This is a genomic window from Pelodictyon luteolum (assembly GCF_001622165.1).
Taxonomy (GTDB): domain Bacteria; phylum Bacteroidota; class Chlorobiia; order Chlorobiales; family Chlorobiaceae; genus Chlorobium; species Chlorobium luteolum_B.
Window position 1 is genome coordinate 79,198 of the sequence record NZ_LVWG01000032.1, and the last position, 24,500, is coordinate 103,697.

Here is a 24,500-nt window from a genome sequence, read left to right on the forward strand (position 1 = left end):
CTCACTGTTTTTTCTTCGTGGTCGCGCCTGGCATATGGATGCGGCGGTACGCACCGCCGAAGAGCCTGCCGAATCGCTCAAGGGTATCGAGACCTTTCTGTATGGCAGTTTCAGGAACCGGCACCTCTTCGGCCTCGCTCTGGACAGGCCAGAGCAGAATAAAGCTGTTTTTCTGGAAATACTTGCCGAGATGCGTCGGAATTTTAGCCATTCCCGGATGGTAGGAGCGTCCGTGCTTCCGACTCATCACGATGATGAGACTGTCGTCGATTTTCACCTCACCGGACAATGCGAGGAAGTCGTTCCAGTCCCTGAACTGCCGGTACTCGGCGTTCGATACAGCCGAACCCCACCCCTCTTTCAGTACGGAAATGGTCTGGCGCGTTGAATAGACCACAAGGCGGACTCCCGTGTTTTTGACGAGGCTCGCGATCTTGCCGATCCAGAGCCTGAAACCCGCCTCATACTCCGCCCCCGCCGGCACGATGAGAATGGTGCGTTTGATGGTGTCCAGCGACTGTACGGGGCGGTAGATGTAGGTCGTGACATTGCCTCGTCTGAGAAGAGTTTCGGAGGCGTCGCCGAGGAAACTGTCGCTGAGACCACCTCTCTTCTGGTGAAGGCCGAGAATGAGGTCGGTGATCTTGTGCTCGCGGATGACACCCGATATGCCGTTGGTGATGTCGCTGTCGAAACGCAGCAGCGGGTTCAGGGCGTTATCGGTTGAGGATGCGGCAACCGCGGCTTTCTCCAGAATCTTCCGCCCGCTCTTTTCTGCTGCCTCGTCACTGACGCTGTCGTCGGCGACATGGAGGGCGTAGAGGCTGCCGGGGCTTTTGGGCGACTTCAGGGTTACGCTGAGATTGATGAGCTCGTCGACCTGGTCGGGCCGGCTGAGGGGAATGAGGATCCGCTCTTCAGTTGCTGATGAAGACGACTCAACGGGTTTCTCCTCCACCTCGGCAGCAGCAGCCACCCTCACCGCTGCCTTCTCACCGACAATGGAAGCGATAGTGCATGTCACCAGGATGAAGACGATGGTGCCATCAAGGATGCTTTCGTCAAGCAGGCGCACCGGAGAACCGTCAACGGCATAGCCGGTAACGATGCCATAGCCGATGAGGACCGTAGCAAGGGCAACGGCGGCATGGGCTCCGATCAGGCCGTAGACGAGGTTGCGCTGATCGTTGCTAAGGCGGAAAAATTTCTGGGTGATGGTGGCCGAAAGGTATTTGGAAGAGGCAGAGGCGGCAATGATGACGATAGCTACCCATATGCTCCGGAAGTCATTGAAAAAGCCCCGGATGTTGATGAGCATACCGACCCCGATCAGGAAAAACGGGATGAAGATTGCGTTGCCGACGAACCGGATACGGTTCATGAGGGGTGAGGTATGGGGAATCAGGCGGTTTAGGGCAAGACCGGCGAAAAAGGCGCCGATGATGGGTTCAACGCCGGCCGCCTGGGCAAGGAAGCCCGCCATGAACACCAGGGCCAGAACGAAAAGGTACTGCAGGACGCTGTCGTCGAAACGCTTGAAAAACCAGCGGGTAATGACGGGAAAGACAAGCAGTACGATGAGAGAGAACACGATGAGGGAGAGCACCAGCCTGATCCAGAACGCGCTTGACAGAGAGCCGGACGACATGCCGGTCACGACGGCAAGCAGGAGAAGGGCAAGGGTGTCGGTGATGATGGTTCCGCCAACGGCGATGTTGACCGCGCGGTCCCGGGAAATGCCGATCCTGCTGACAGTCGGGTAGAGAATGAGGGTGTGGGAGGCCAGAATGCTGCCGATCAGGGTTGCGGAGAGCACCGAGAGACCAAGCAGCCATACGCCGGCCAGCATGCCGAAGCTGAGGGCAATGAAAAAGGTGTAAAGACCGAAAAGAATACTGTTTCGGGTATTTTTCCGGAAATCGACGACATCGATTTCAAGGCCCGCCATGAACATGATGTAGAGCAGGCCCACTGTACCGAACAGCACGATGCTGCTGTCGCGGAGCATAAGGTTGAAACCGTGCGGACCGACGACGGCGCCGGCGATGATCAGGCTGATGAGGCTCGGGATCTTCAGTCGGCTGAGGAGCAGCGGAGCGAAGAGGATGATGAGCAGTATCAGCGAGTACTGGAGCACGGGATTGCGCAGGGGCAGAGACATGTCAATGGTACCCGTCAGGAGCATCGTCCGTACATCGAAAGGTTCATACATCCATTCACAAGGCCACGCCTCTAAAAAGGACCCGGCCGTTTCCTGTGGGGAAATATGCACATCTTTTCCTTTGCCGGCAAACCCTCAAGGCACAGAGGAAAACACGCTCCGCCTCCACGTGAGAGTTTGTATATTGAGCCCGGAAACAACCCATAGGACCTGCAAACCTCCTCACCACTGAACCATGCACTGGATAGCGCTATTCATGGCCATTGCCACTGAAGTGGCAGGCACGACATGCCTCAAGTTTTCCGACGGCTTCACACGTCTGGTACCGTCTGTTTTTGTCTTTATTTTTTACACCTTGAGCTTTACCTTGCTTGGACAGGCCCTGAAAGTACTGCCGATTGGCATGTCCTATGCCATTTGGGCGGGGCTTGGAACGGCATTGGTCTCAATGATCGGCGTCATATGGTTTGCCGAAGCCATCAACCCCGTCAAACTCATCTCTCTCGGGCTTATCATCATCGGCGTGGCAGGCCTGCACCTCTCCCAGCAACATGCAGTATAACAGTGACATGAACCAGGCTCATCGGGTCTACAGAAAAATCGTCGTCAAGGTCGGCACCAACGTCATCACAGGCAAGGACGGGCGCCTTGATCCTGCAATAATCGCCGACCTCACCAGAGGAATTGCTGAACTGAGTGCCGCCGGAGTGAAGGTTATACTTGTTTCGTCTGGCGCCGTGGGGGCCGGCCGGAGCATCGTCAAGCCATCCGGCAGCATGACGACGGTGGAAGCCCGACAGGTTCTGGCCGCAACCGGCCAGATCCACCTTGTCAACGCTTACGCAGACCGTTTCGCTGAACACGGCATGCTTGCCGCACAGATCCTTGTCACCAGGGAGGACTTCCGCGACCGCCAGCACTACCTCAACATGCGAACCTGCCTCAACGCCCTGCTCCAGCAGAAGATCATCCCCATCGTCAACGAAAACGATGCCGTCGCCGTCACCGAGCTCATGTTCACCGACAATGACGAACTGTCGGGCCTGATTGCTTCAATGATGCAGGTGGATGCCCATATCATCCTGTCCAACGTCGACGGGCTTTTCGACATGTCAGGCGAAGAAAAAAAGCTCATCCGGGAAATAGACCCTGCATCGAAGAACTTCAGCCAGTTCATCCGGCCGACCAAATCGGAATTCGGACGCGGGGGCATGCTCACCAAATGCAACATCGCCCACAAGCTGTCGCGCCTCGGCATCACCGTGCACATCGCCAACGGCACCACCCCCGGCATTCTGCAGCAGATTGCCGGCGGCGAAGAGGTCGGCACCCGCTTCGCCGCCCAGAAGCCCAAGCACGGCCGCAAACAGTGGATCGCCCACAGCGAAGGGCTTGAAAAAGGGGCCGTCATCATCAACGAAGGAGCTCAAAGCGCACTCACCTCCGGGGAACGGGCCAGCAGCCTCCTTCCCGTGGGTGTCACCGGTGTGGAAGGCTCCTTCTCGAAAGGCGATGTCATCAGGATATGCTCTGAAAGCGGCAAGGTCATCGGTTACGGCATGGCATGCTGCAGCGACGAAAAAGCCCGCGCCGCCATGGGCAAAAAGGGCGAAAAACCTGTAATCCATTACGATTACCTGTACATCAAGCCCGAGTAACAACGACCATCGAATCACCATAACATACCCTATTACCATGAGCAACCTCCCTAACTGTCCGAAATGCAACTCCGAATACACCTATGAGGTCGGCACCCTTCTCGTCTGTCCTGAATGCGGTCATGAATGGACCCTCACGGGGGAAGGGGCTCCAGAAACGACCCGTGTATGGAAGGACGCGAACGGCACTATCCTGCAGGATGGAGACACCGTCACAGTGACAAAAGACCTTAAAGTCAAAGGGGCCTCGGCACCGATCAAGGGCGGCACGAAGGTGAAGAACATCCGCCTCGTCGAAGGCGACCATGACATCGACTGCAGAATCGACGGATTCGGGGCGATGCAGCTGAAATCGGAATTCGTGAAAAAAGCCTGAACGCCGGGGACCCGGACATCGTTAGCAAGAATTGATCCAGCCATGCAGTATGAACCCCAGTAAGGAAAACGGACACATGACCCTCTCCGACACCATCATGGAGCAGCTTGAGGCGGTTCGGCAGGCAAGCCGCGATATCGTCACCCTCAGCGACCAGAACATCAACAAGGTCCTGGAGGACCTTGCCGGCCGCATCACCTCGAGCGCGCCTGTCATCCTTGAGGCGAACCGACAGGATCTTGAAAAAATGGAGCGCTCGAACCCGATGTACGACCGCCTGCTCCTTGACGAAAAGCGCCTCGACGCCATCGCAGCCGACATGAGGAACGTCGCCTCGCTCCCCTCCCCGCTCGACATCACCCTTGAGGAACGCACGCTCCCGAGCGGTCTCAGCCTCCGCAAGGCATCGGTGCCGATCGGTGTCATCGGCATCATCTATGAAGCACGGCCCAACGTCACCTTTGATGTCTTCGCCCTCTGCCTGAAGTCCGGCAACGCCACGGTACTCAAAGGCGGCAGTGATGCAGAACAATCGAACCGGGCCATAGCGGAGCTCATCCATACTGTCCTTTGCGACCACGGCATCAGCCCCGACATCCTCTACCTTCTGCCCTCCGAACGGGAGGCAGCAACCATCATGATGAGAGCGGTCGGCAAAATCGACATGATCATCCCCCGCGGCAGCCAGCAGCTCATCGACCACGTCCGTAACACAGCCAAGGTTCCGGTCATAGAAACGGGAGCCGGCATCGTACACACCTATGTGGACCGCGATGCCGACATGGAGATGGCCAAGGCCATCATCCTGAACGCCAAGACAAGGCGCCCGAGCGTCTGCAATGCCCTCGATACCCTCATCATCCACAGCGAACGCCTCGGGGATCTCGCAGAACTATGCCGGCCGCTCAGCGAGCATCAGGTCATCATCTTTGCCGACGAACGATCCTACCTCAAGCTTCTTCCCTCCTACCCGGAAACACTGCTGAAGCATGCCGATCCGGAACATTTCGGCACGGAGTTCCTCTCGCTGAAGATGTCGGTAAAAACTGTCGATACCCTTGACGAGGCACTGAGACATATCGCGACCTACAGCTCGCGCCACAGCGAAGCCGTCGTCACAGGGGACAACGCGGTAAAAGCGGAGTTTTTCAAGCGGGTCGACGCAGCGGTGGTCTACCACAACGCCTCAACCGCATTCACCGACGGAGCCCAGTTCGGGCTCGGCGCCGAAATCGGCATCAGCACCCAGAAACTCCACGCCAGGGGACCGATGGCTCTCAGGGAGCTCACCACTTACAAGTGGATGATTGAGGGCGACGGACAGACGAGGCCCCTATGAGCATGCTCTTTGAAGCCAGAGGCATCACGAAATCCTACGCACTGCCGGGCCGGCCGCCCCTTCCGATCCTCCGCGAAGCCGATCTTTCTGCAGCGGAGGGCGAGATGGTCACCATCATCGGAGCCTCGGGAAGCGGCAAGACGACGCTCCTTAACATGCTCGGTACACTCGACACACCCGATGGCGGAAGCATCTTCTTTGAGGGCGAACCGCTCTTTCAGGACGGACGGTACCGCTTGAGGAAAAAGGAGCTGGCGCGGTTCCGCAATCAGAGGATCGGGTTCATATTCCAGTTCCACCACCTCCTCTCCGACTTCACCGCCCAGGAAAACGTGGCGATGGCTGAGTTCATCGCCACAGGCAGGCTGCAGCCGGCAAAAGAGCGCGCAGCCGAGCTCCTTAAGGAACTCGGGCTCTCCGGGCGCCTCAACCATCTTCCCTCGGAGCTTTCCGGAGGAGAACAGCAGCGGGTCGCCATCGCCCGAGCACTCATGAACCAGCCGAAACTGGTGCTGGCCGACGAGCCGAGCGGCAACCTCGACAGCGAAAACAGCCAGCGCCTGTACGAACTGATGGCATCCCTCTCGAAAGAACGCCGGACCTCGTTCATCATCGTCACCCATAATGAAACCTACGCCGGCATGTCAGACCGCTGCCTCCGAATGCAGGACGGCAGGCTTCAGCTCTGTACACCGCTGTAATAACCCCTGAACCCAGTGAACACCACCACTCCGAACGAAAAGAAAATCGGGCCGGTCATCCTTGCGCCCGAAGTCCTGCCGAAAAACGCCTGGACATTCCTCTACGCTGCTTTCGTCTCCATCGGGCTCGTCACCTTTGTCTCGATCGGCCAGGCCTATATCCTCAACGAGCACCTCCACATCCCCATCGACCAGCAGGGCACCATCAGCGGCAACCTGGTATTCTGGACAGAGGTCGTAGCCCTGCTCTTCTTCGTGCCGGCAGGGGTCGTCATGGACCGCATCGGCAGAAAACCGGTATACATCGCAGGCATGCTGCTGCTCGCCATCTCCTACTCCCTCTACCCTTACTCCACAACCATTGCAGCCCTGACACTCAGCCGCGTCATTTACGCGCTCGGCATCGTCGCCGTCACGGCAGGCCTTGCCACAATCATGGTCGACTACCCGGCAGAACGCTCCCGCGGCAAGCTCATAGCGGTGACCGGATTCCTCAACGGCCTTGGTATCGTCACCCTCAACCAGTTTTTCGGCGGCATGCCCGAAAAACTCATAGCCCGTGGATTCACAGGCATTGAGGCCGGTACGATAGCCCACCTTTCGATTGCGGCTCTCGCCCTTGTGACCGCGCTGGTTCTCGCACTGGGCCTGAAAGGGGGAACGCCTGTCCGCAAAGAGGAGCGGCCGCCCCTCAAAGCCCTTCTGAGGAGCGGTGTGGCGCACGCAAAGAACCCCCGCATCCTGCTCTCCTACGGTGCGGCGTTCGTCGCCCGCGGCGACCAGTCGATCATCGGCACCTTTCTTCCGCTCTGGGGAATCACGGCAGGCATTGCCATGGGCATGGAACCGGCCGAAGCGGTCAGGAAGGGAACCCTCATCTTCATCATATCCCAAGCCGCCGCTCTCCTCTGGGCGCCAGTCATCGGCCCCCTCATCGACCGATGGAACCGGGTCACCGCTCTTACGGTCTGCATGGGGCTCGCCACCCTCGGCTACCTTTCGCTCGTCTTCATCGAAAATCCGCACGATGGATTCTCGATAATATTCTTCGTCCTGCTCGGCATCGGGCAGATCAGCTCCTTCCTCGGCGCACAGTCGCTCATCGGTCAGGAGGCGCCGAGGGCGGAGCGGGGATCAGTGATCGGGATGTTCAACATCAGCGGGGCGGTGGGCATCCTTATCATCACCACCATCGGGGGAAGAATGTTTGACATGTTCAGCCCGAAGGCCCCGTTCCTCGTGGTCGGGGCCATCAACATGCTGGTGATGCTGGGGGGAATCTACGTCCGGCTGAAAGCCCCCGGTACAGCACCCGCCCCGGCAGAGGGGCGGACGACATAACAGGGAGGCCTGATAGAGGGGATGTTCAGGCCAGAAGAACGGAACAGACCCGCATTATCTCCTCTTCTTTCAGGTAGGGGTGCATCGGCAGTGAGAAAACCCGGGAAGCCATCTCCTCGGAAACCGGAAAGTCACCTGCCCGGTAGCCAAGGTCACTATAGGCCTCCTGCAGGTGCAGGGGGATCTTGTAATAGATGACCGAAGGAATGCCCTCTTTCTGGAGGGCTCCCATCAGCTGTTCCCGATCGGAGCTGTCCCGGGCGAGCACCGAGTACTGCGCCCAGGCGGAACGATACCCTTCCGGAACCACAGGAACCTTCAGTCTGCCACCGAGGCTGCTGCTGTAAGCCTTGGCTACACGGTCGCGGAGCATCAGCTCCTCGTCAAAAATCTCCAGCTTCTCAAGCAGTACAGCCGCCTGCATGGAATCAAGCCGTCCGTTCAGGCCGATGCGTACGTTGCTGTACTTGTCGACACCGCCTCCGTGCACCCGCACCGACACCATGAGCGCTGCGAGTTCATCATCGTCAGTGAAGATTGCACCGCCATCCCCCCAGCAGCCGAGAGGCTTGGCCGGGAAAAACGAGGTCGCACCGACAAGGCCGAAACTTCCGGCTTTTTTGCCGCCCTGCGCTCCGCCGAACCCCTGGCATGCGTCCTCAAGGATCCAGAGCCCGAGGCGCAGTGCTTCCGACTCAAGGCGCGGGTAGTCGGCCGCGAGGCCGAAAAGGTCTACCGGAATGAGGGCTTTCGGCTCCAGACCCTTAGCACGGGCTTCCAGCACCCCTTTCTCAAGCAGAGCAGGATCGATATTGAAGGTATCGGGGTCGATGTCAACGAACACCGGTGTAGCACCAGTGAGACTCACCACTTCGGCAGTCGCCACGAAAGTGAAGGGTGTCGTCAGCACCGCATCGCCGGGACCGACCCCTTTGGCCATGAGAGCAATGAGAAGCGCATCCGTACCCGAAGAGCATGAAAGGCAGTGCTTTGTTCCCGCATAGGCCGCCAGCTTTGACTCAAGCTCAGCCACTTCGGGACCCATGATGAACTGGGCTCGGTCTACGATGGACTCGAGTCGGGCCATCACAGCCCCGCGGATCCGGTCTTTCTGGGTAACAAGGTCGATGAATTGCATGGCAAAGTGGGGTTGAGCGGTTGAAAATTCCCTGAAAACTGTTGTTCAAAGTACGGATTCCCTGCATTCTTCACCACCGAAAAAACGACAGCCCGTGAGGCTGTCACTCTATGCGGATGCCGTAGCCCTCAAGGAGGCCGGTGAGTTCCGGAAGACAAAAGCGGGCGTTGCGAATCCGGTTGAGATCCGGACTGAAGGAGTAGTTGCGGGCAGTACGGAAATCGGCTTTTTCAAGGTTGGTGTGCATGAAGATAGCCCGCAATAGATCGCAGTCGGCGAACACCGCTCCCCGAAGATCCGATTCGCTGAAATCGGCCTCATAAAGCTCACACCCATTGAAACGCGTATCGCGGATATCAAGGCTGGCAAAGGAGGCAAGACGCAGCATGCAGCGGTCGAATGAAAACGAAAGAAGCAGTCTGCGACAGCGGGCGAACTGCACGCCCTCCAGCCGGCAGCCCTGGAACAGCGTATCCTGAAAACTCGTACCATCCACATCCATGAGGCTACAGTCGCAGTTCCTGAATACGCACGCCCTGAACGTCATTGAAGAGGTCACTGAAGAGGTCACTGAAGAGGCCACTGAAGAGGCCACTGAAGAGGCCACTGAAGAGGCCACTGAAGAGGTCCTGGGAGACGTCCTGGGAGACATCGCGGGGGAGGAAGTGGCGATGAGGTGTGTGCCACGGAACACGCACCCCACGAATGAACACCCGTCATACACCCCGGGAGAAAGGGGCGAGCGGCGGAAATCCATTCCCTCATAGATGTGATCTTCAATGATATCGTCCGGCATGACCTTACAGGTAATAAGGGTGGAGGGAGAACGTGCATGCTGCAGTGCCCCTCCGGAAAAGCCCTTGAGCAACATCATACGCATCCCGCCTTCGTGAAACAAGTCCCAGCACGTTCCACCGGGCTTCCGCTGTTTCTGAATCTTTTCCAGGCACGCCATTTTTTGATTTTTCGTATATATCACCAACAGGTCCCTTACGCCAACTTGAACAGATCTCCGGGGACTCTTCACCCTATACAGCACCAGCAGCATATGAGCTCCATCTACTTCATCGGCATCGGCGGAACGGCAATGGCATCGGTGGCGGTTGCACTCTCCCGCATTGGGCACGCAGTCACGGGATCCGACACGGGGCTCTACCCGCCCATGAGCACATACCTTGACGAACACAACATCCGCTATTTCAACGGCTTCAACCCTGAGAACCTGAAACAGGTGATGCCGGACATGGTGGTGGTCGGCAACGCGGTAAGCCGGGGCAACGAAGAACTCGAATATGCCCTTAACGAGAAAATGGAGTTGGTGTCGATGCCTGATCTTGTCCGCCGGGAGCTGATCGGCCACAACACCTCGATCGTTGTCGCCGGAACCCATGGAAAAACCACGACCACGTCCATCATCGCCTGGCTGCTGGAATACGGCGGACTGAAACCGGGGTTCCTCGTCGGCGGCATCCCGGAGAACTTCGGTATCGGATGCCGTCCGTCGGGACGGAGCGAAGCAGGGTTCTTTGTCAGTGAGGGAGATGAGTACGACACCGCCTTTTTCGACAAGCGAAGCAAGTTCCTTCTCTATCGCCCTGACATAGGCCTTATCAACAACGTCGAATTCGACCACGCCGACATCTTCAACTCACTCGAGGAGATCAAGCGGAGCTTCCGCCTGTTTGTCAACCTCATCCCCTCAAACGGAGCACTCATCGTCAACGGCGACGACCCTGCTGCAATGGAGGTTGCCGCGGGGGCACGCTGCAGGGTGGAAACCTTCGGGCTCACGGAAGGCTGCGACTGGATGGCCAGGAACATAGAAGTCGGGGAGAATGGCTCTGCATTCGACCTTTATTATAAAGGGAGCCTCGAGCGGCGATTCCACGCGCCGCTTTTTGGCAACTACAACATCACGAACACCGTGGCATCCATTGCCGTCGCGACCCTTGCCGGCATGACGCTCCAGCAGACCGCCGAAGCTCTTCCCGGCTTTCTCCGGCCTAAACGCAGAATGGAAACCATCGGTACGTTCGAAGGCAACATCACAGTCGTCGAGGATTTCGCCCACCACCCCACAGCAATCAAGGTCACGCTTGAAGCCATCAGGGAACGCTGGCCCCAGAGGCGCATCATCACCTGTTTCGAGCCACGCTCGAACACAACCACCCGCAACATTTTCCAACGTGAACTGGCCGAATGCTTCGGACCAGCCGAGGTTGTGGTGATGGGTAAGGTGCACCGGCCTGAGCGTTACGGCCCCGAAGGGAGCCTCGACACCGGGAAGCTCAAGGAAGCACTTGAAGCAGAGGGCAAAACCGTTTTCCTCGCCGGAGCGGACCCCGATGACTACCCCGGCGACATCATCCGCTTTCTCCATGAAAACCTGCATCCAAACGATGTCGTGCTCATGCTCACGAATGGAAGTTTCGCGGGACTGAAAACTGCATTCACAGAAAGTTTTCAAAAAAAATGATGATCGGCTGAATATTTAGATAATGAAAGTATATCTTCATTCATATTTTTTGCATTGAAAACAATTGCTCACTGCATCAGGTATTCACTCATACACCCATAACCCATCACCCCACAGGACAGACATCATGACAAAAGTGAAAGTCGGCATCAACGGATTCGGACGCATCGGTCGTCTGGTTTTCCGCCAGGCCATGGACAATCCGAAATTCGAGATTGTAGCCATCAACGACCTGTGCGACACCAAGACCCTCGCACACCTCCTGAAATACGATTCCACCCACAAGAAATTCAACGGTGAAGTAACCGTCGAGGGCAATAACCTCGTCGTCAACGGCAAAACCATCACCATCACCGCAGAGCGCGATCCTCTGAACCTCCCCTGGAAGGCTCTCGGCTGCGACCTCGTTGTCGAATCCACCGGCATTTTCACCTCACGTGAAGCCGCATACAAGCACATCACCGCTGGCGCGAAGAAGGTCATCATCTCCGCTCCCGCCAAGGACAAAATCGACGCAACCATCGTTCTCGGCGTCAATGACGACCTGATCACCGGCAGCGAAGAAATCGTTTCGAACGCAAGCTGCACCACCAACTGCCTCGCCCCGATGGTGAAGGTGCTTGAGGACAACTTCGGCATCGAGAAAGGCTACATGACCACCATCCATGCCTACACCAACGACCAGAACATCCTCGACCTTCCGCACAAGGACCTTCGCCGCGCCCGCTCTGCTGCCGTGTCGATGATCCCGACCAGCACCGGTGCCGCCAAGGCAATCGGCGAAGTCATCCCGGAACTCGCAGGCAAACTTGACGGTTTTGCCGTCAGGGTTCCCGTGCCGGACGGCTCCATGACCGACCTGACCGCCATCCTGAAAAAGCCCGCAACCAAAGAAGAGATCAACGCCGCGATGAAAGCCGCCGCTGATGGTCCGATGAAAGGCTACCTCGAGTACTGCACCGACCCGATCGTCTCCCAGGACATCGTCGGCAACCCGCACTCCTGCATCTTCGACTCGCTCCTCACCATGAGCGCAGGCACGATGGTCAAGGTTGTCGGCTGGTACGACAACGAGCTCGGCTACTCCACCAGGGTTACCGACCTCCTGGAGATCTACTCGAACTTCGTCTGAGGCAACACCTCCATACGAACATGCAAAAAAGGCGCCATCACCGGCGCCTTTTGCATTTATGATACCCCGCCCTGCCGTAGTCGGCGAACGGGTGTGATTAGTGATTTCGGGGGTAATGTATTATAATTCCAGTACAACAATACACTGCACATTCAGCTGAAACCATCTTTTTCTCTTATGATGCAACAGAATGCCGCGCCCATGAAAGCCATCATCCTCTACGACAGCAAAACCGCAGGAGGATCGACCGACCGGCTCATTGATTCCATCGGCCTGGAACTGGCCAAAACCGGTGCCTATGTCGAAAAGGCCAAGTGCAAGGCACAGGCAGACTACAGCTTCATACAGGAGTTCGACGTGGTCATCATGGGGGCTCCGATCTATTATCTTCTGGTCTCCTCTCAGCTGCTCGGCGCTCTCGTGCAGAGCAACCTGAAGAAAAACCTTAAGCGCAAAAAGATAGCACTCTTCCTCACCTGCGGAAGCCCCGAACCGATGGCTACGCTGCTCTATATGCCACAGCTGAAAATCCATCTGGTACCGAACAAAATCCTCACCGAAAAAATCTTCTCCCCGCAGCAGCTCTCGGATCCTGCTGTGATCGAAGAGTTTGTCGACGAACTGACCGAGGCCTACAGCAAAGCCACACGAAAGCGCCACTCGTCGATGCACTGGAGCGAAGAGGCCCGTGAAGAATTGAACGGACTGCCCTCGTTCCTTCGCGGACGGATCAAAACCGGGGTTGAAGAATATGCTGAAGACATGGGCTACAGCACCATCACGCCAGCAGTCCTCAATGAAGCGAAAGCTGACCTTGGCGGCATGTAAAAGAGCTATGCATGAGCACCACCACGCAGAAAAGGCCGGATGATCCGGCCTTTTCTGCATTCAGTGCTTAGTAATCAAGCAGAATAACCATTCATCCGAAGATGTCACGGGCTTTTTCAAAGAAGCTCTTCTCTCCCCCTGAACTGTGTGCCTCGGGTGAGATCGAGGGTGATTTACGCAGACCTCGGAGAAGATCCTTATCCTGCTGGGAAAGCTCTTTGGGCACGTATACATTGACCCTCACGTACTGGTCGCCCTTGCCCGACCCCCGGAGATGGCCGATGCCATGACCCGGAATACGGAGCATGGTTTCAGGCTGCGTGCCTGCAGGGATGGTCAGTTTCACTGCACCCTCTAAAGTCGGAACATCGACCTTGGTGCCGAGCACGAGATCGGGGAAGCTGACTGCAAGGCTGTAGATGACGTCATCGCCGTTGCGGACGAAAAGCTCATGCGGCTTCTCCTCGATCATGACAATCAAGTCGCCCGGTGCTCCACCCCGTGGTCCGGAGTTGCCTTGTCCGCGGAGGGTGAGGTAGTTGCCGTCCTGTACGCCTGCAGGCACAGTCACCTTCACGGTCACCTCGCCCTGCTTGATGCCCTCACCATAGCATGACGGGCAGCGGTCCTTGACGATCCGTCCCTCTCCGCCGCAGGTCGGGCAGGCAGCGATGTTGACGAACTGGCCGAACATGGTCTTTGATGCCTGGCGGACTTCTCCGGCACCGTGGCAGGTCGGGCAGGTCTCGGTGGCTCCGGTTTTTGAACCCGAGCCGTTACACTCCTTGCAGGGCACCTGCTTTTTGATCTTGATGGTCTTCTCGACGCCCTTGGCAATCTCTTCGAGCGTGAGTTTCAAACGGATCTTCAAATCCGTACCCGGAATCCCCGATGCGGCACGTTTTCGCTGTGAGCCGCCACCGCCGAACGCATCCTCGAACCCGAACGGAGACCCGCCCCTGCGGCCACCTCCTCCCCCGCCGAACATGTCGTTGAAGGCGCTGAAAATATCGCTGAAATCCGCTCCGCCGCCATACTGACCGCCACCCGATGCTGCCGAAGAACCGACGCCGGCATGGCCGAACTGGTCGTAACGACGACGCTTGTCGTCATTGCTCAGTACTTCATAGGCCTCGTTGACCTCTTTGAAATGATCCTCGGCGTCCTTGTTGTCGGGATTTTTGTCAGGGTGGTATTTAAGGGCCAGTTTACGATAGGCCTTTTTAATTTCATCCTTGTCTGCCGAGCGGCTGACACCAAGGACCTCATAGTAGTCTCTTTTCATCTCAATACCTGGAAAATTATGTCTCGGTTCACTGCTCTCTATCTACCAAAATCCCGTTACCGGGCCACGATAACCTTCGCATGCCGCAGTACCCTGTCACCAAGGAGATAACCCGTCTGGTACTGCTCTACAATGGTCTCTGGTTCGGCATCGGGATGCTCGATCTGGGAAATGGCCTCGTGGAAATCCACATCGAGCTTCATTCCGATCGCTTCAATCGGCTTCACCCCTTTTGACTCGAGCCAACGGTCCAGGTTTTTCTTCAGGAGCTCCACGCCGTCAATATAGGGCTTGGCTGCCGCCGGGATCTCTTCGGGTTCGGGAACATTGGCCAGCACCCGCTCGACATCATCAACAAGCGTAAGCAGGTCGCGCAGGACATTGTCCGTCGCCCGCTGGGAAGCCATGACGGCCTCACGCTCTTTCTGCTTCCGGAAGTTCTCGAACTCGGCTGCACGGCGCAGAAGTTCATCGCGGAATTTCCCGTTCTGCTCTTTTTCGGCCTGCACTTCTCGTTCAAGGGCGGAAATCCTTGATTCCTGCGATGCAACTTCTGCCGACTGGTCCGGCGCTGCGGTATTTTCCTGTCCTTCGGCGGGCTCCTGTATGGTTCCTTCCCTGTCCTGCAAAGGGTCTTCTGCTTTCTTCATCATTGAATCGAAAATTATATTTAGTTGACATCCGACAGCGTTGCTGTCAAGCAGCCCGCCATGTAGTTCAATACTCGGACAGCATGTTCATAATCCATTCGTTTCGGCCCCAGGATACCCAGCGTTCCAACCATGCTGCCGGCATAATATGGAGCGGAGACGATGGTCAAATCCTCAGCCTGCCGTGCGCTGTTCTCACGCCCGATGCTGATTGACACATCATGTCCTGCAGTGCGGCTTGGGTCCTGCTTCGGCGCGATATCCTCGACAAGGCGGGCAACACTGAACTTGTCCTCAATCATGGTGATCAGTTCCCGTACCCTTTCCGGCTGCTTGAATTCCGGCTGCTCCACGATGTACTCCGCACCCGAGATATAGAGACGTTCGAAAATGGGCGACTCGTCAAACAGGCTGTCTGCCGAGCGCACGATCAGCTCTTTCAGTCCGCTGTCGCAACTGCTGCCGGCAAGACGGCGGGTGATCGAGCGGCGGATTTCCGAAAGCGTCAGCCCCGAGAGCCGTTCATTGAGAAGGTCGACGACCTCGTCAACCTTCTGGCGCGTCAGTTCATGCTGCAGCTCCATGACAATGGTCTTAACGAACATCGACTGGATGGAAAGCACCACCATCATCCTGGTGGAGCTCAGAAGCACCATATCGAGCTTCTCGAAAACCGCATTCGACAGGGTCGGAGAAAGGACGACGCTGAGCTGACGCGAAATACTCCCGAGAACCTTCGCAGCAGAGACCAGGACCTCGGCCGAGGTCCCCCTTCCCTCCATGCTGATCGGACCGAAATCCGACTCCATCCGCCGCTTTTCCTCCTCATCGATGCGCTGCACCTTCATGATAAGGTCAACGTAGTACCGATACCCGAGATCGGTGGGAATCCGCCCGGCTGAAGTATGGGGCTGGCTTATATACCCTTCAGCCTCAAGATCAGCCATGACATTGCGTATCGTGGCGTCTGAAAGACCGAGGCTGTAATTCCTTGCTATGTACCTGGAGCCTACAGGAGCGGCAGTAACCACATAAAGCTGGATGATGATCCCCAGCACCTGCCGTTCCCGCAAGTTCAACTCACGAGAACCCATCTGAACTGTTACCTGTTTTGATACCTGACAGTACGCTGCCCGTAAAGAAAAGGGAATGTACGAAAAACACTCCGCCGCGACAACATCGCACCTCAACTGGAGTCACGGGGGAAACCAAGCGCTTACCATGGAGAAAAACAATGCGCGGTGGCAATTAATTTCATCGGGGCAACCGCCCGCCAACGATCCTGTCCTGGCCTGCGTAATCTTTCTTTACCACGATATCCTGCATGCCCGCTTCTTCGAAGAGCTTCACCACCCCCCTGGCACCGTCCGCATGGATTTCCACTGCGATCCACCCGCCGGGCCTGAGCAGACGGCCCGCCGTAGCGCTCAAAACCTGGTAACACTCCATACCGACCGGAACCGTAAGCGCCAGCTTCGGCTCATGATCCCGAACCTCGGGCTGCAGGCCGGCCCATTCGGATTCAGGGATGTAGGGCGGGTTGGAGACGAGCATGTCGAACGGGGCGCCTGGCGGCGAGAACAAGGGATCCGTCATGTCGCCGACGGCGAACGACACCCGATCCCCGGCTCCATGCCGCTCTGCATTGGTGCGGGCAACCTCAAGAGCATCCAGGGAGACATCGATCCCCACGGCCTGCAGCGTCGGCATACGCAGCGCCATGGTCAGGGCAATGCACCCGCTGCCGGTTCCGGCATCGAGGATGCGCACTCCACCGGAGGCACTGGCCCCATCTGCCTCAAGCAGCTCAAGGGCAAACTCGACAAGCAGCTCCGTTTCGGGACGGGGAATCAGCACCCGCCGGTCGACATGGAATGGCAGACCGTAAAACCACTGCTCACCGGTGATGTACTGCAACGGCCGGCCGCCGAGGCGCTGGCGGCAGAGCTCCCTGAAGCGCTCGAGTTCATCGGGATAGACCGGCCGCTCGTGCTGCAGATAGAGGTCCAGACGTGCCATCTTGAGCACATGCGCGAGCAGAAGCTCAGCACCGAGACGCGCTTCATCGACCCCTTTGGAGAGAAAAAACTCCGCCGTTGTTTTCAGCAGGCCTCGGACCTGCCATTCCTGTGCCGGTTTCGTCACGATAGCTTGGTGTGGAGAATTGCCGCCGATGATGCATTGATGCGTCCGGCGAAACATGAATGTACACCCTCCCCCGCATTATAAAAAACCGGCGGCACAAAGGATGTTCCGAGATTTGCGTAGCTTTATGTCCTAAGGGAACCATGCGAGCATATACCAACAAACCAGACACCGATGAACAGACTGCTGACACTTCTCCTCATCCTCCTCTCTTCCATCCTGACCGGCAGAGCAACTGCTGCAGCGACTTTCACAGGGGTCATGGAAATGCTCCTTACCATGCCCTCCGGCAAGGCAGAGGTTACCTACTATTTCGGAGACCGGGCCCAGAAAATGGAGATGTTCGTCCAGCTCCAGAGGGTACCAGATCCGCTGCGCACGGCCGTCATCACCAAGGCCGCAAAGCCGGATGAAGCCATCATCATCAATCACGACACAGGGTCCTGGTCCCCGGTGAACCTCCGTACCGCGGCTGAAAACGCAACGCTCCTCGACTTTGACAGCAACTACACCCTCGAACGGCTCCCGAACACCACCCTGAAAGGATACCCCTGCCGCCACATCAGGCTGAAAAGCAGTACTGAACGGCTCGAGCTCTGGGTAGCCGAAGGTCTCGGAGATTTTTCGACCTTCCGCATCCTGCAGTCGCAGAACCCCCGTCTCTCAAACACCTCGCTCTCCAGAACCCTGAAAAAAGCAGGCGTCGAGGGATTCCCTGTTCGCATCATCCAGTCCTCCGGCGGCACTACGAACCGGATGGAACTCGTGCAGGTATGGCCGAAAAAGCTCTCCGACTCAGAATTCAGGGTACCCGGGGGGTACCGGAAGGTCATCATGGACGAGGCTCCAATCAGCCAGGACCGCAAGGCCCACCTGAAAAACCTGATGGAAAAGATGAAAAAGTTCGAGCAGTAGTCGTATATTTTTGCTCCCCGAGAGCAGCAGCATCAACCCTAAGCACTTACATCCGTGGCAGATAAAATCACCGCAAGAAACGAAGACTATTCCCAGTGGTACATCGACCTGGTCCGCTCGGCAAAACTCGCAGACTATTCCGACGTGCGCGGCTGCATGGTCATCCGGCCGAACGGCTATGCAATCTGGGAAAAGATGCAGGCTGCCCTTGACCGGATGTTCAAGGAAACCGGCCACGTCAACGCCTACTTCCCCCTCTTCATCCCTGAAAGCTTCATCGCCAAGGAGGCGGAACATATCGAAGGGTTCGCGCCCGAATGCGCCGTCGTCACCCATGGAGGAGGAGAGGAACTTGCCGAAAAGCTCTACGTACGTCCGACTTCGGAAACCATCATCTGGTCCTCTTACAAGAAATGGATCCAATCATACCGGGATCTGCCGATCCTCATCAACCAGTGGGCCAATGTGGTACGCTGGGAGATGCGCACCCGCCTCTTCCTTCGCACTACCGAATTCCTCTGGCAGGAAGGCCATACCGCCCATGCAACGCCCGAGGAATCGCAGGAGGAGGTCATGCGGATGATCAACGTCTACCGCACCTTCGCTGAAGAATACATGGCCATGCCGGTCATCATGGGCCGGAAAACCGACAGCGAGAAATTCGCCGGCGCTGAGGAGACTTACTGCATTGAAGCGATGATGCAGGACGGCAAGGCCCTTCAGGCAGGCACCTCGCACAACCTCGGCCAGAACTTTGCAAAGGCCTTCGACTGCCAGTTCCAGACCAAAGACAGCCGTCTTGATTACGTATGGGCCACCAGCTGGGGTGTTTCGACCAGGCTCATCGGAGCGCTCATCATGGCCCACTCCGACGACCGGGGTCTTGTACTTCCCCCGAAACTTGCCTCGCGCCAGGTAGTCATCATCCCGATTCTTCGAGGCGACAAGGCTGCCGTACTGGAGCAGGCCGACGCCATGGCCGCATCCCTGAAAGCAGCTGGAATTCCCGCATTTGTCGACGGCAGTGAACAGAACTCGCCTGGTTGGAAGTTCGCAGAATATGAACTGCAGGGCATTCCTGTCCGCATTGAAGTCGGCCCACGCGATATTGAAAAAGGGATCTGCATCGCCGCACGTCGCGACACCCTCGAAAAGAGTGAACTGCAGCTCGGCGAGACGCTCCCGCGGGCGGTGCAGGAGATCCTCGATGCCATGCAGAAGGATATGTACCAGAAGGCCCTCCTGTTCCGTGAAGAGAATACGGTTGAAGCCTCCAGCTATGAAGAGTTCAAGGCCGCTGTCGAAAAAGGATTCGTCATTGCACACTGGGACGGCACTGCCGAAACTGAAGAAAAGATAAAGGAAGAGACAAAAGCCACCATCAGGGTCCTTCCTGAAGAGGACGGCTATATCGAACGCTACCGGATGAACGATCCCGGCACCTGCATCTACTCCGGCAACCCCGCAGCTCAGAAAGTGGTATTCGCAAAAGCATACTGAGCCGGACCGGAGACCGCTCATCTGAACGGTACTACGAAAAACAAAGAGCCGCCGGTATCAGGACGATATCGGCGGCTCTTTGTTCTCTTACGCTTGTAGATAAAAAACTTCTGCGGGTCTTACTCGTCCTTGAAAAAATCCTTCAAGCCTTCATCGGTAGGCTTCATCGCCTTGTCGCCTTTGTTCCAGTTGGCAGGGCACACCTCGCCGAACTGCTCGGTGAACTGCAGCGCATCAACCATGCGGAGAACCTCGTCCACGTTGCGGCCGAGCCCGAGATCGTTGACCACCTGATGACGCACAATCCCTTCTTTATCAATCAGGAACAGTCCGCGCAAAGACACGCCGGCTCCTTCAGCCAGCACATCGTAATCGGCTGAAACGGTCTTGTTGAGGTCGGACAGGAGCGTATAGGTCACGCCCTCGATGCCGCCCCGGTTGCGCGGGGTCTGCAGCCATGCAAAATGCGAGAACTTGGAGTCGACAGAACAGCCGATAACCTCAACGTTGCGCTTTTTGAACTCCTCCAGTTTTTCCTGAAACGCATGCAGTTCGGTAGGACAGACGAAGGTGAAATCAAGCGGATAGAAAAAAAGAACGACATACTTCCCCCTGAAATCCGAAAGTCTGCAGGAATCGACAAACTCCCTGCCGCCGGCAACGGCCTCTACATTGAATTCCGGCGCTTTGCGCCCGACTAGAACACCCATGGCTCCTCCTTAAGATGATTGAGTGGATTTAATGACTGAATTAATGACTGGGTTTTAAATAGGACTTATTTAATCCAATATAGGCGTTTCGACGGATTATCCAAAGAAATCGTTATCATTTACGACTGACAACAAAAAGAAAGGCGCAACCATTCAGGGGAAAATGCCAATGGGTATACGGTCATATTTCGGGTTTGAAGAGCATGGCACCGGTTACCGGCAGGAGTTCCTCGCCGGGCTCACAACATTCTTCACCCTCGCCTACATCATCGTCGTCAACCCGGCTATCCTCGAAGCAGCGGGCATGCCGAGGGGAGCGTCGACGACGGCAACCATCTTCACCGCCCTCACCGGCACCCTCCTCATGGGGCTCTACGCCAAACGCCCGTTTGCCGTAGCTCCTTACATGGGCGAAAACGCATTCATAGCATACACGGTCGTGCAGGTGCTCGGCTATTCTTGGCAGACAGCGCTTGCGGCCATCTTTCTCAGCGGCCTGGTCTTCACCATCCTGACCCTTGCAGGGCTGCGGCGATGGCTGGCAGAATCCATCCCGGCATCCCTGAAGCACAGCTTCCCCGTCGGCATCGGTCTGTTCCTCGCCTTTCTCGGTCTCGGCGACATGGGGGTCATCACCATCGGAGTTCCGGGTGCGCCGGTCCGGATGGGCGATATCACTGCTCTTCCCGTGCTGCTCGGTCTTGCAGCCCTGCTGCTTACCGCCGTGCTCATAGCCCGGAAACAAAGCGGAGCGATCCTCATCGGCATGGCAGCCGCCACCGGTTGCGGCGTCATGACAGGCCTTGTCGACATGCCCGCATCCCCGTTCAGCCTCCCGCCCGCCATCGGCCCCGTGCTGCTGCAGATCGACTTCCACGCAGCCTTCACCCTCGGATTCCTCGGAGTGATCACCAGCGTCCTCATCATGGACTTTGTCGACACCATGGGATCCCTTTACGGCCTCTCCTCCCGGGCAGGTCTGCTTGACACGGAGGGTAACCTCCCGGACATCGAAAAGCCCATGCTGGTCGATGCCCTCTCGACCCTCATCGCCGCACTCATCGGCACGACGACGGCCGGCATCTTCATTGAATCGGCGACCGGCATTGAGCAGGGCGGGCGGACAGGGTTCACGGCAGTGGTCATCGCGGGGTTCTTTGCCCTCGCCCTCTTCTTCTCCCCGCTCCTCACCGTCGTTCCATCCTTCGCCTACGGCCCCGCCATGGTGCTCGTCGGGATGTTCATGCTCGGCTCGGTGACGAAACTGGACTTCAGGGATCACGCCGAACTGATTCCGGCGTTCCTCACCATCATCCTCATGATCTTTACTTTCAACATCGGCGTGGGCATCACAGCGGGCTTCCTTGCCCACGTGCTGATGAAGCTCTTCACCGGCCGCCACAGGGAGCTCAGCCCGGGGATGTGGATGCTTGCCATGATATCCCTCGTCTTCTACCTCTTCTATCCATACCACTAAACCCTGAACCGACGATGCTGAAAGCGAAACTGCATATAGCCCAGACAGACTGCACCCTCGCGAATTTCGATGAAAACCTCGCCCGCCACTGCCTGCTTGCCGAAGAGGCCCTGAAGGGCGGCGCTGATGCCATAGCGTTTCCAGAACTCTCGCTGACAGGCTACAACGTTCAGGATGCGGCGCAGGACATCGCCATGCATATCGATGACCCCCGCCTCGAGCCGCTCAGGAAGCTGAGCCGCGATATCACCATCATCTGCGGAGGAATAGAGCTGAGCGAAGAGTATGGGGTGTACAATTCGGCGTTCATGTTCGAAGACGGAAAGGGACGAAGCATCCACCGCAAGATATACCTGCCCACATACGGCATGTTTGAGGAGCTCCGCTATTTTTCAGCGGGGCAGGAGATCACGGTTGTCGACTCGCGAAGACTCGGCCGCATAGGGGTCGCCATCTGCGAGGACTTCTGGCATGTGTCGGTACCCTATCTGCTTGCCCACCAGGGAGCCCAGCTCCTTATGGTGCTGATGTCGAGTCCGCTTCGTATGTCGCCGGGATCGGGGCTGCCGCCGATCGTCACCCAGTGGCAGACCATCGCCTCCACCTATGCCTTTCTCTTCAGCACCTTCGTATGCTGCGTAAACCGGGTGGGCAATGAAGACAGTTTCACCTACTGGGGAAACTCATCCCTGACAGGGCCGGACGGCACAGCCATCAAGAACGCCCCGCTATTCAAGGAGGAGGTGCTCGAAACCGTGCTTGACTTTTCTGCAGTCAAACGCACCCGGCTGCACTCGTCGCACTTTCTTGATGAAGACCTCCGCCTGATATCTGGAGAGCTCCAGTCAATCATCACGGGCCGCAAGGGCTGAAAAGAAGAAGGCTCCTGCAGCAGCGCTACTGCCGCATGGAAAAACCGGGGGGGGTAAGGTTGGTGGGATAAGCTGCCGGTTGGCGCTCAATGGCACGCCGGGCATCCAGAGGGCTTTCAAACAGACCGTAGACGGCCGAACCGCTGCCTGAGAGCGAGGCGAACACCGCTCCTTCCTCGAGCAGATCCCTATGGACCCTGCTGACCTTTGGAAACTGCTCGAAGACGGCAGACTGAAAATCATTTTCAAACAGCCCAAGCCGCCCGCTGTCCCCGATTCCGGACAGGTCGGAGGCTATCGTACGGATATCGGGACGGCTCTGCCCGAATCGAGCGTGGAAGTTCCCATAGGCCCACGCAGTGGAGATGTGCTCCGCCGGAAACACCGTCACAACGTACCAGGGAAGTGCGGCATGCAGATCAGTCAGTTCATCGCCGATGCCACCTGCATAGGCGAGCCCCTCCATTTCGAGAAAATAGGGTACGTCGGCACCCAGCTTCACCGCCAGCGGGTGCAGGTCCTCCAAAGGGGCATTGATGTTCCAGAACCCGTTCAACACCCGCAGCACGGTTGCAGCGTCACTGCTTCCGCCACCAAGGCCCGCACCGAAAGGCACCTGCTTGTCAAGCTCAATCGACACGCCATCCATGACGCCGGAGAACTCCTGCAGCGACCGGGCTGCCCTGATGCAGAGGTTGCTGCCGTCAGTCGGAAGATCGGCGTTCGTGCAGCGCATTGAAATGGCGTCAGCCGGGCTGAAACAAAGCGTGTCGTGCCAACTGACGGGGGCAAAAATGGTTTCAAGGTTGTGGTACCCGTCGTCCCGTTTTCCGGTGATGAAAAGTCCGAGGTTGATTTTGGCGAACGCGTGGACTGAAATGGAGGGCATTAGTCTCTCTGGTTGTATTCAGGAACGGCGTTGAGGGTTCCGTTTATATGAAAAATTTGTCATATTGACTGCGCGGAAACTATACCAATATGCACCGATCACCCGATGCCCCTGCAACATTTCAACCCGTAGCACCATGCCCAGAGGAAAGACCAACTCCATGCTTCGTTCGTTTGCGCTCTGTATCGCGGCGTCCGCCGCACTGGTGACTGCTTCCCCTGAAGCCAGCGGTGCGGGTGAGGTCTCCTACTCGGCGCTTATCCGGCAGTATGTAAAGCAAGATAAAACATATTTATTACAATCAATCCGCCAAAAAGCCGTGGCCGGATCTGAAAAAACCGTCATTGAAGCACTCCTGACGGAAGATGGGCCTAAGGCTGTGTCCCTGTTCCGGCGCCAGCTTGCTATGTACCCCGACCCGGCAATCGACCCGATCAGCCATGCGCGCATCGCAGATTATAACCGCTCGCTGACAGCAGCGGTTCCTGCGCCGCAGCTATCGAAACCCGTTCCTGCCCCTGCACCAACCCCGGCAGCGGCACCGGCACCGCAACCAAAAGCAGCACCGATTGCAGTCAAAGCGCCACCAAAGCCCCCTGCACCGGCACCCGTTGTAGCACCAGCGCCTGCGCCCGCCGTGGAAAGCGCAAAACCGGCCGCCTTCAGCACGACAGCATACGGTGGAGCTGATACCCATACGCTGCAGTTCGGAAGCTTCAGCAACAGGGCGAACGCAGAGGCATATGCCTCGAGGCTTTCAGCGGAGGGACCCGTCACCGTCGTTTTCGAGAACCAGATGTACAAAGTACGCCTTGCAAAAGGGTTCCCGAGCGCCGATGCGGCAAAATCGGCAGCACGGCGCCTTTCCTTCAGCTCCGTTGCCATACCCATCAGGTAAACGGATGAT

Annotated in this window: 24 protein-coding genes; 15 read left to right on the top strand and 9 right to left on the bottom strand. The window is 57.2% G+C overall.

What is annotated here, in order from left to right:
• Window position 1: 1 nt before the first annotated feature.
• The gene (locus tag A3K90_RS06655; protein WP_369690415.1) at window positions 2–2,161 is read right to left on the bottom strand and encodes a cation:proton antiporter; all 2,160 of its coding nucleotides are present in this window, start codon (window positions 2,159–2,161) and stop codon (window positions 2–4) included.
• A gap of 235 nt (window positions 2,162–2,396) precedes the next feature.
• On the opposite strand from A3K90_RS06655, the gene A3K90_RS06660 reads away from it, so the two are divergent.
• From A3K90_RS06660 to A3K90_RS06685, 6 genes are read left to right on the top strand one after another with little or no spacing between them, the layout of a single operon-like run.
• On the top strand, window positions 2,397–2,723 hold the full coding sequence (locus A3K90_RS06660; RefSeq protein ID WP_303681778.1) for a multidrug efflux SMR transporter: 327 nt from the start codon (window positions 2,397–2,399) through the stop codon (window positions 2,721–2,723).
• Between the two features lie 7 nt (window positions 2,724–2,730).
• On the top strand, window positions 2,731–3,819 hold the full coding sequence (proB, locus tag A3K90_RS06665; RefSeq protein WP_303681779.1) for a glutamate 5-kinase: 1,089 nt from the start codon (window positions 2,731–2,733) through the stop codon (window positions 3,817–3,819).
• A gap of 37 nt (window positions 3,820–3,856) precedes the next feature.
• The gene (locus A3K90_RS06670) at window positions 3,857–4,195 is read left to right on the top strand and encodes a zinc ribbon domain-containing protein YjdM (protein ID WP_303681780.1); all 339 of its coding nucleotides are present in this window, start codon (window positions 3,857–3,859) and stop codon (window positions 4,193–4,195) included.
• A 49-nt stretch (window positions 4,196–4,244) separates the two neighbouring features.
• Complete coding sequence (locus A3K90_RS06675) at window positions 4,245–5,534, top strand: glutamate-5-semialdehyde dehydrogenase (RefSeq protein WP_303681781.1); 1,290 nt, start codon at window positions 4,245–4,247, stop codon at window positions 5,532–5,534.
• A complete protein-coding gene (locus tag A3K90_RS06680) occupies window positions 5,531–6,235 on the top strand; it encodes an ABC transporter ATP-binding protein (protein WP_303681782.1) in 705 nt (234 codons plus the stop codon). Before A3K90_RS06675 ends, A3K90_RS06680 begins: the two co-directional genes overlap by 4 nt.
• 15 nt (window positions 6,236–6,250) lie before the next feature.
• Window positions 6,251–7,576, top strand: a complete 1,326-nt coding sequence (locus A3K90_RS06685; protein WP_303681783.1) for an MFS transporter — start codon at window positions 6,251–6,253, stop codon at window positions 7,574–7,576.
• Window positions 7,577–7,601: 25 nt separating this feature from the next.
• Here the strand turns inward: A3K90_RS06685 and A3K90_RS06690 are convergent, their stop codons facing one another.
• Window positions 7,602–8,714: a DegT/DnrJ/EryC1/StrS aminotransferase family protein gene (locus A3K90_RS06690; protein WP_303681784.1), complete on the bottom strand. Its 1,113-nt coding sequence runs from the start codon at window positions 8,712–8,714 to the stop codon at window positions 7,602–7,604.
• Between the two features lie 103 nt (window positions 8,715–8,817).
• Window positions 8,818–9,216: a pentapeptide repeat-containing protein gene (locus A3K90_RS06695; protein ID WP_303681785.1), complete on the bottom strand. Its 399-nt coding sequence runs from the start codon at window positions 9,214–9,216 to the stop codon at window positions 8,818–8,820.
• Here A3K90_RS06695 and A3K90_RS06700 point away from each other — a divergent pair.
• The 4 genes from A3K90_RS06700 (at window position 9,215) to A3K90_RS06715 (ending at window position 13,150) form a co-directional block, all read left to right on the top strand.
• On the top strand, window positions 9,215–9,481 hold the full coding sequence (locus A3K90_RS06700) for a hypothetical protein (protein WP_303681786.1): 267 nt from the start codon (window positions 9,215–9,217) through the stop codon (window positions 9,479–9,481). The two genes, A3K90_RS06695 and A3K90_RS06700, sit on opposite strands and share 2 nt — an antisense overlap.
• Before the next feature lie 281 nt (window positions 9,482–9,762).
• Entirely contained in the window at window positions 9,763–11,190 is a 1,428-nt protein-coding gene (gene murC / locus A3K90_RS06705; protein WP_303681787.1) for a UDP-N-acetylmuramate--L-alanine ligase, read from the top strand.
• Window positions 11,191–11,317: 127 nt separating this feature from the next.
• Window positions 11,318–12,322 (top strand): type I glyceraldehyde-3-phosphate dehydrogenase, encoded by a 1,005-nt coding sequence (gap, locus tag A3K90_RS06710; RefSeq protein ID WP_303681788.1) that lies wholly within the window; start codon window positions 11,318–11,320, stop codon window positions 12,320–12,322.
• A gap of 177 nt (window positions 12,323–12,499) precedes the next feature.
• A complete protein-coding gene (locus tag A3K90_RS06715) occupies window positions 12,500–13,150 on the top strand; it encodes a flavodoxin domain-containing protein (RefSeq protein WP_303681789.1) in 651 nt (216 codons plus the stop codon).
• Between the two features lie 91 nt (window positions 13,151–13,241).
• Here A3K90_RS06715 and dnaJ read toward each other — a convergent pair whose 3' ends face one another.
• From dnaJ to prmC, 4 genes are all read right to left on the bottom strand, one after another.
• Window positions 13,242–14,435, bottom strand: coding sequence for a molecular chaperone DnaJ (dnaJ, locus tag A3K90_RS06720; protein ID WP_303681790.1), 1,194 nt, complete (start codon window positions 14,433–14,435; stop codon window positions 13,242–13,244).
• Between the two features lie 56 nt (window positions 14,436–14,491).
• Complete coding sequence (locus tag A3K90_RS06725) at window positions 14,492–15,088, bottom strand: nucleotide exchange factor GrpE (RefSeq protein ID WP_303681791.1); 597 nt, start codon at window positions 15,086–15,088, stop codon at window positions 14,492–14,494.
• A gap of 17 nt (window positions 15,089–15,105) precedes the next feature.
• Window positions 15,106–16,179: a heat-inducible transcriptional repressor HrcA gene (hrcA, locus tag A3K90_RS06730; protein WP_303681792.1), complete on the bottom strand. Its 1,074-nt coding sequence runs from the start codon at window positions 16,177–16,179 to the stop codon at window positions 15,106–15,108.
• A gap of 160 nt (window positions 16,180–16,339) precedes the next feature.
• Complete coding sequence (prmC, locus tag A3K90_RS06735; RefSeq protein WP_303681793.1) at window positions 16,340–17,230, bottom strand: peptide chain release factor N(5)-glutamine methyltransferase; 891 nt, start codon at window positions 17,228–17,230, stop codon at window positions 16,340–16,342.
• Between the two features lie 174 nt (window positions 17,231–17,404).
• On the opposite strand from prmC, the gene A3K90_RS06740 reads away from it, so the two are divergent.
• Complete coding sequence (locus A3K90_RS06740) at window positions 17,405–18,145, top strand: DUF4412 domain-containing protein (RefSeq protein WP_303681795.1); 741 nt, start codon at window positions 17,405–17,407, stop codon at window positions 18,143–18,145.
• A 54-nt stretch (window positions 18,146–18,199) separates the two neighbouring features.
• Window positions 18,200–19,645, top strand: coding sequence for a proline--tRNA ligase (proS, locus tag A3K90_RS06745; protein ID WP_303681797.1), 1,446 nt, complete (start codon window positions 18,200–18,202; stop codon window positions 19,643–19,645).
• Between the two features lie 119 nt (window positions 19,646–19,764).
• On the opposite strand, the gene A3K90_RS06750 is transcribed toward proS, so the two are convergent.
• Entirely contained in the window at window positions 19,765–20,355 is a 591-nt protein-coding gene (locus A3K90_RS06750; RefSeq protein WP_303681799.1) for a peroxiredoxin, read from the bottom strand.
• Window positions 20,356–20,524: 169 nt separating this feature from the next.
• On the opposite strand from A3K90_RS06750, the gene A3K90_RS06755 reads away from it, so the two are divergent.
• Window positions 20,525–21,832: an NCS2 family permease gene (locus A3K90_RS06755; RefSeq protein WP_303681801.1), complete on the top strand. Its 1,308-nt coding sequence runs from the start codon at window positions 20,525–20,527 to the stop codon at window positions 21,830–21,832.
• A gap of 14 nt (window positions 21,833–21,846) precedes the next feature.
• Window positions 21,847–22,704 (top strand): nitrilase-related carbon-nitrogen hydrolase, encoded by an 858-nt coding sequence (locus A3K90_RS06760; RefSeq protein WP_303681804.1) that lies wholly within the window; start codon window positions 21,847–21,849, stop codon window positions 22,702–22,704.
• Between the two features lie 25 nt (window positions 22,705–22,729).
• On the opposite strand, the gene ispE is transcribed toward A3K90_RS06760, so the two are convergent.
• Window positions 22,730–23,593, bottom strand: coding sequence for a 4-(cytidine 5'-diphospho)-2-C-methyl-D-erythritol kinase (gene ispE / locus A3K90_RS06765; protein WP_303681806.1), 864 nt, complete (start codon window positions 23,591–23,593; stop codon window positions 22,730–22,732).
• Between the two features lie 136 nt (window positions 23,594–23,729).
• On the opposite strand from ispE, the gene A3K90_RS06770 reads away from it, so the two are divergent.
• The gene (locus A3K90_RS06770; RefSeq protein WP_303681808.1) at window positions 23,730–24,491 is read left to right on the top strand and encodes an SPOR domain-containing protein; all 762 of its coding nucleotides are present in this window, start codon (window positions 23,730–23,732) and stop codon (window positions 24,489–24,491) included.
• Window positions 24,492–24,500: the final 9 nt, after the last annotated feature.

Coding starts and splice junctions, on each gene's coding strand:
- A3K90_RS06655 (WP_369690415.1), bottom strand. CDS start 2,161: ATGTCTCTGCCCCTGCGCAATCCCGTGCTCCAGTACTCGCTGATACTG.
- A3K90_RS06660 (WP_303681778.1), top strand. CDS start 2,397: ATGCACTGGATAGCGCTATTCATGGCCATTGCCACTGAAGTGGCAGGC.
- proB (WP_303681779.1), top strand. CDS start 2,731: ATGAACCAGGCTCATCGGGTCTACAGAAAAATCGTCGTCAAGGTCGGC.
- A3K90_RS06670 (WP_303681780.1), top strand. CDS start 3,857: ATGAGCAACCTCCCTAACTGTCCGAAATGCAACTCCGAATACACCTAT.
- A3K90_RS06675 (WP_303681781.1), top strand. CDS start 4,245: ATGAACCCCAGTAAGGAAAACGGACACATGACCCTCTCCGACACCATC.
- A3K90_RS06680 (WP_303681782.1), top strand. CDS start 5,531: ATGAGCATGCTCTTTGAAGCCAGAGGCATCACGAAATCCTACGCACTG.
- A3K90_RS06690 (WP_303681784.1), bottom strand. CDS start 8,714: ATGCAATTCATCGACCTTGTTACCCAGAAAGACCGGATCCGCGGGGCT.
- A3K90_RS06700 (WP_303681786.1), top strand. CDS start 9,215: ATGAGGCTACAGTCGCAGTTCCTGAATACGCACGCCCTGAACGTCATT.
- A3K90_RS06695 (WP_303681785.1), bottom strand. CDS start 9,216: ATGGATGTGGATGGTACGAGTTTTCAGGATACGCTGTTCCAGGGCTGC.
- murC (WP_303681787.1), top strand. CDS start 9,763: ATGAGCTCCATCTACTTCATCGGCATCGGCGGAACGGCAATGGCATCG.
- gap (WP_303681788.1), top strand. CDS start 11,318: ATGACAAAAGTGAAAGTCGGCATCAACGGATTCGGACGCATCGGTCGT.
- A3K90_RS06715 (WP_303681789.1), top strand. CDS start 12,500: ATGATGCAACAGAATGCCGCGCCCATGAAAGCCATCATCCTCTACGAC.
- dnaJ (WP_303681790.1), bottom strand. CDS start 14,435: ATGAAAAGAGACTACTATGAGGTCCTTGGTGTCAGCCGCTCGGCAGAC.
- A3K90_RS06725 (WP_303681791.1), bottom strand. CDS start 15,088: ATGATGAAGAAAGCAGAAGACCCTTTGCAGGACAGGGAAGGAACCATA.
- hrcA (WP_303681792.1), bottom strand. CDS start 16,179: ATGGGTTCTCGTGAGTTGAACTTGCGGGAACGGCAGGTGCTGGGGATC.
- A3K90_RS06740 (WP_303681795.1), top strand. CDS start 17,405: ATGAACAGACTGCTGACACTTCTCCTCATCCTCCTCTCTTCCATCCTG.
- A3K90_RS06750 (WP_303681799.1), bottom strand. CDS start 20,355: ATGGGTGTTCTAGTCGGGCGCAAAGCGCCGGAATTCAATGTAGAGGCC.
- A3K90_RS06755 (WP_303681801.1), top strand. CDS start 20,525: ATGGGTATACGGTCATATTTCGGGTTTGAAGAGCATGGCACCGGTTAC.
- A3K90_RS06760 (WP_303681804.1), top strand. CDS start 21,847: ATGCTGAAAGCGAAACTGCATATAGCCCAGACAGACTGCACCCTCGCG.
- ispE (WP_303681806.1), bottom strand. CDS start 23,593: ATGCCCTCCATTTCAGTCCACGCGTTCGCCAAAATCAACCTCGGACTT.
- A3K90_RS06770 (WP_303681808.1), top strand. CDS start 23,730: ATGCCCAGAGGAAAGACCAACTCCATGCTTCGTTCGTTTGCGCTCTGT.